The sequence below is a fragment of the Skermanella sp. genome, assembly GCF_059503625.1.
The window spans coordinates 1-3,182 of record NZ_JCACHA010000240.1; the positions used below are offsets into that span (position 1 = coordinate 1).

Sequence of the window (3,182 nt, forward strand, 5' to 3'; positions counted from 1 at the left end):
TCAGCAAAGCCGACTTCGTACTGGTGCCGACAGGCGCCGGAACACCGGACCTAGATTCGACGATCGAGTGGATGGGGATCGTGAAGCGGGCAGGCGTGCAGGGAGCCTTCGTCCTCAACAAGACGAAAAGAGCGACTAAAAGAACTGAGCGAGCCAAGACGCGGCTCGTCAAGGCTGGCCATCTCTGCCCAATCGATGTCCGCAGCTTGGAGGATATAGAAAGCACCCATGATGCCGGGATCGGGGTGATCGAGATCAGCGGCGCCAAGGGCAGTGACGACTTCGACGGCGTGTGGGCGTATGTCCGCGGGCAGCTTGACATTTAGGAGCGTTTGAAAGATGAGCAGCTTTAAGGTCAGCAAGAAGGCGGTCGCCGGCCAATCGGCGGCAGCCCTCGAGCATCCTTCGGTCAATCAAAGCACCCGTGTCGAAATTCTCTCGACGACCGTGAACCGGCATCTCGAGACGCCGGAGGAATTCATTCACCAGATCAGCACCCTATGGTCGGAGGCGCAGCAGCGTTTCCTTGCGATTGGCCGCTATCTTGTGCTGGCGCACGCGAAGTTTTCCGGCTACGGCGAATATGACCGGAACGTGCTGAAGCACTTGCCCTTTTCGCGTCAGGTCGCACATCAACTGCGAACCATCGCGGAAGCCGTGGACAAGGACAAGCTGGTCCAAGTAGATGAACTGCCAAGATCGTATACGACCGCTTATTTCCTGGTGTCGCTGCCGCCCGAGCACATCGACCGAGCGCGGCAAGAAGGACTGACCCGGCCGACGACCACCCGTGGCGAGATACAGGCTTTCCGAAAGCGGGTCCTTACATCAGACAGCGGCACCGGCGTGGATCTCGCAGCGAGGCGGGCACGCCTGCGCGCGGACATCGCACGCCGGGAAAGCGAGCTTGCCGCTTTGAAGGCAGAGCTTGAAAAGATCGGCAATGACGAAGATCAGGGCAGTCTTATCGGGATGGATCGGGACGAGCGGGGCTGAGGACGCTTAGCAGTGTGTCTGGTCCTATTCGTCCAATATCCGATGTCGAACTTTCCGGTTACTCCTGGGATCAAGCCTCATCAGGTCAAGGGCTCGACCGTCCCCTTCCGTGAGTCCGGTACCCGCAGTGATTGGAGTGCAGCTTTGCCGGAAGGCTCTGCTCAGTCTCATGCGTCACAAGGTTACGACGTTAATCTAACTAGAGCGCTAGCAGCTTCTGCAAACGCTTACCTGGGTCTTCGGCTGATGTAATCGACCATCTCACCCCCCGGTTTCGGAGCTGTACAGGCACCCGCTAGCTCCGCAGAATAATGAACCTGCCCAGAGGTCCGGCGGAGCACTTCGGTATCCGGCGCCTGTCGTGCCACACCGGCATCCCGGAGCAGCCGATGCGGCTGTGGCTGGCCATGACCGGGCACCCGGCCCAGATCAGGACGTGCCTGCCGTTCAATGGTTGCCGTTTCGATCGGCTGTTAGCTGGATCGGCGTGCCGGGCGACGGCTCGCCCAGCCTCACGGGGCGACACGTCCGCGTTTCCAACCGACAAGAAAGGATTCCTGTCGACCGCCACCCGGGACTACCGCGCGATTGGGGGGCAAGCCGCGATAGCCGGTCTGGCACTGGAATTGGAGTCGAACAGCTGTTCGAAGCCGGGACGGGATCGGCCGTTGAGGACAGCACCGCAGACCTGGAGCAGGAGACCGGTGCCCTGGCGGGACCAGCGCCACTGCTGAGATTTGTGGTCCATTGGCAAACTCGGTGCAACGGGTCAGCTGAACCGTCAGGATTTGATCGCGCCAGCATCGCGCTGCCTCGAGAACACGGTGATGCAAAAGGTCAAATCCGGCATGCCCGCACATGGTGTGCTTGGTTGGTTTCAGGTGGCAGATCTGTCCTTCCACCGGTCCGGTACTCCAGGACAGCGACAAAGCGGCCCGAACCGCGGCCAGGTCACGCCTCAGCCCACCGACGAATCCGGCAAAAAGCGTTCTCTCAGCCGCGAAAAGCCAGTCATCCAGCCGCTCCTCCTGCTGCTCACGGACCATCGCGCGGAACTTCCGGGCCAAGTTGATGAGATGGGCGAGTTCAGCGGAACCGGCAATCGGAGCGTCAACGAACCTCCGCTCCGTTTCATCGATCTCGTCAGCATGGGCGACAACTAACCAGGCTGCCCGCCGACCGCTCGGGGTCTTCCTCGTCGAGGCTGATCCGGCAGACTGAGGGTTGCCGGATCGGCCCCGGCGGATCCAGCCCCGTACGGTGCTCATTCCGCCGGTAACGCCACGCTCGCGGATTTCCCGCCAGAGCCGGACCCCATTGTGGTAACCCTCGTTCCAGCGCCGGCGCAGATAGGCGCCGTGAACATAGAATGTCTTGTCTCTGGAGGGCTGTTGCCGACTCGGCAGGTCCCGCTTTCAACCAGACGTGCACCGTTCTCCTCCAAGCGCTGATCGAGCAGGCGCTAGCATTCACGCTCAGGGCCAGAACGGAACTAAGTTTCGGGACGGACGGCGTGACCTGTTGGCTCGAACTGCCCCTCACGCAGAAAGTTGGGAACCCACACAGTCAACCGTAGAGGAGTTCACGATGGAGCCGGACGACGCATTGAGGGGGCGCCGGATCCTGGTGGTCCAGAATGACTATCTGGTCGCCCAGAGCATCTCCGAAGTTCTCAAGGCCGCAGGGGCCGAGGTTCTCGCCCCGATTGGCTGGATCGATGAAGCTTGAACTTCATCAAGCACCACGCATCTGCGATTGATAGTGCAGTGGTCGACATCAAGCTTCATGGTGAGAAGTCGTACCAGATCGCCGACGCGCTGACACGGTCCGGGATCTGGTTTATGTTCATCACAGGCTACGACACGGAAGAAGTCAGCGCGCTGTACCAGGATCACCTTCGCTGCATAACACCGTTTCAGGCGCCGGCGCTTATTGCCATACTGGCACTGTCATTGAAGCAGTCATGGAAGCCGGCTGTACCCACCAGCTGCTGGCTAAAACATTAGGGGGTCTGTTTCGCCGTTCCCCGGCTTCGGATTTGCGGGATGGCGTCCGTCGAAATGGTATAAATCTGAACAAGGCCATCAGCACCGTAGATTATTAAATCGTGGTAGGGAGACTCTGCGAACTCAGCAGTCCGTTGAAATACCTACCTTAAGATGAGGAGGTCAGACGGTCGGACGCCA

General features: G+C 60.0%; 5 protein-coding genes. All 5 read left to right on the plus strand.

What is annotated here, in order from left to right; translation table 11 throughout:
- The coding region (locus AC5JJ6_RS05830) for a P-loop NTPase family protein (RefSeq protein ID WP_496041137.1) at positions 1–326 on the plus strand (326 nt) is incomplete at its 5' end.
- Between the two features lie 121 nt (positions 327–447).
- Positions 448–996 carry a hypothetical protein gene (locus AC5JJ6_RS05835; protein WP_496041138.1) on the plus strand — a complete coding sequence of 183 codons (549 nt, stop codon included), beginning with the start codon at positions 448–450 and terminating at the stop codon, positions 994–996.
- An 827-nt stretch (positions 997–1,823) separates the two neighbouring features.
- On the plus strand, positions 1,824–2,159 hold the full coding sequence (locus tag AC5JJ6_RS05840; protein ID WP_496041139.1) for a hypothetical protein: 336 nt from the start codon (positions 1,824–1,826) through the stop codon (positions 2,157–2,159).
- Positions 2,160–2,583: 424 nt separating this feature from the next.
- On the plus strand, positions 2,584–2,724 hold the full coding sequence (locus tag AC5JJ6_RS05845) for a hypothetical protein (RefSeq protein ID WP_496041140.1): 141 nt from the start codon (positions 2,584–2,586) through the stop codon (positions 2,722–2,724).
- Entirely contained in the window at positions 2,721–3,002 is a 282-nt protein-coding gene (locus AC5JJ6_RS05850; RefSeq protein ID WP_496041141.1) for a response regulator, read from the plus strand. Before AC5JJ6_RS05845 ends, AC5JJ6_RS05850 begins: the two co-directional genes overlap by 4 nt.
- The last annotated feature ends 180 nt before the right edge of the window (positions 3,003–3,182 follow it).

What these genes read in the sequence shown, in the direction of transcription:
- AC5JJ6_RS05845 (WP_496041140.1), top strand. Translation starts at nt 2,584, where the DNA reads ATGGAGCCGGACGACGCATTGAGGGGGCGCCGGATCCTGGTGGTCCAG.
- AC5JJ6_RS05840 (WP_496041139.1), top strand. Translation starts at nt 1,824, where the DNA reads ATGCAAAAGGTCAAATCCGGCATGCCCGCACATGGTGTGCTTGGTTGG.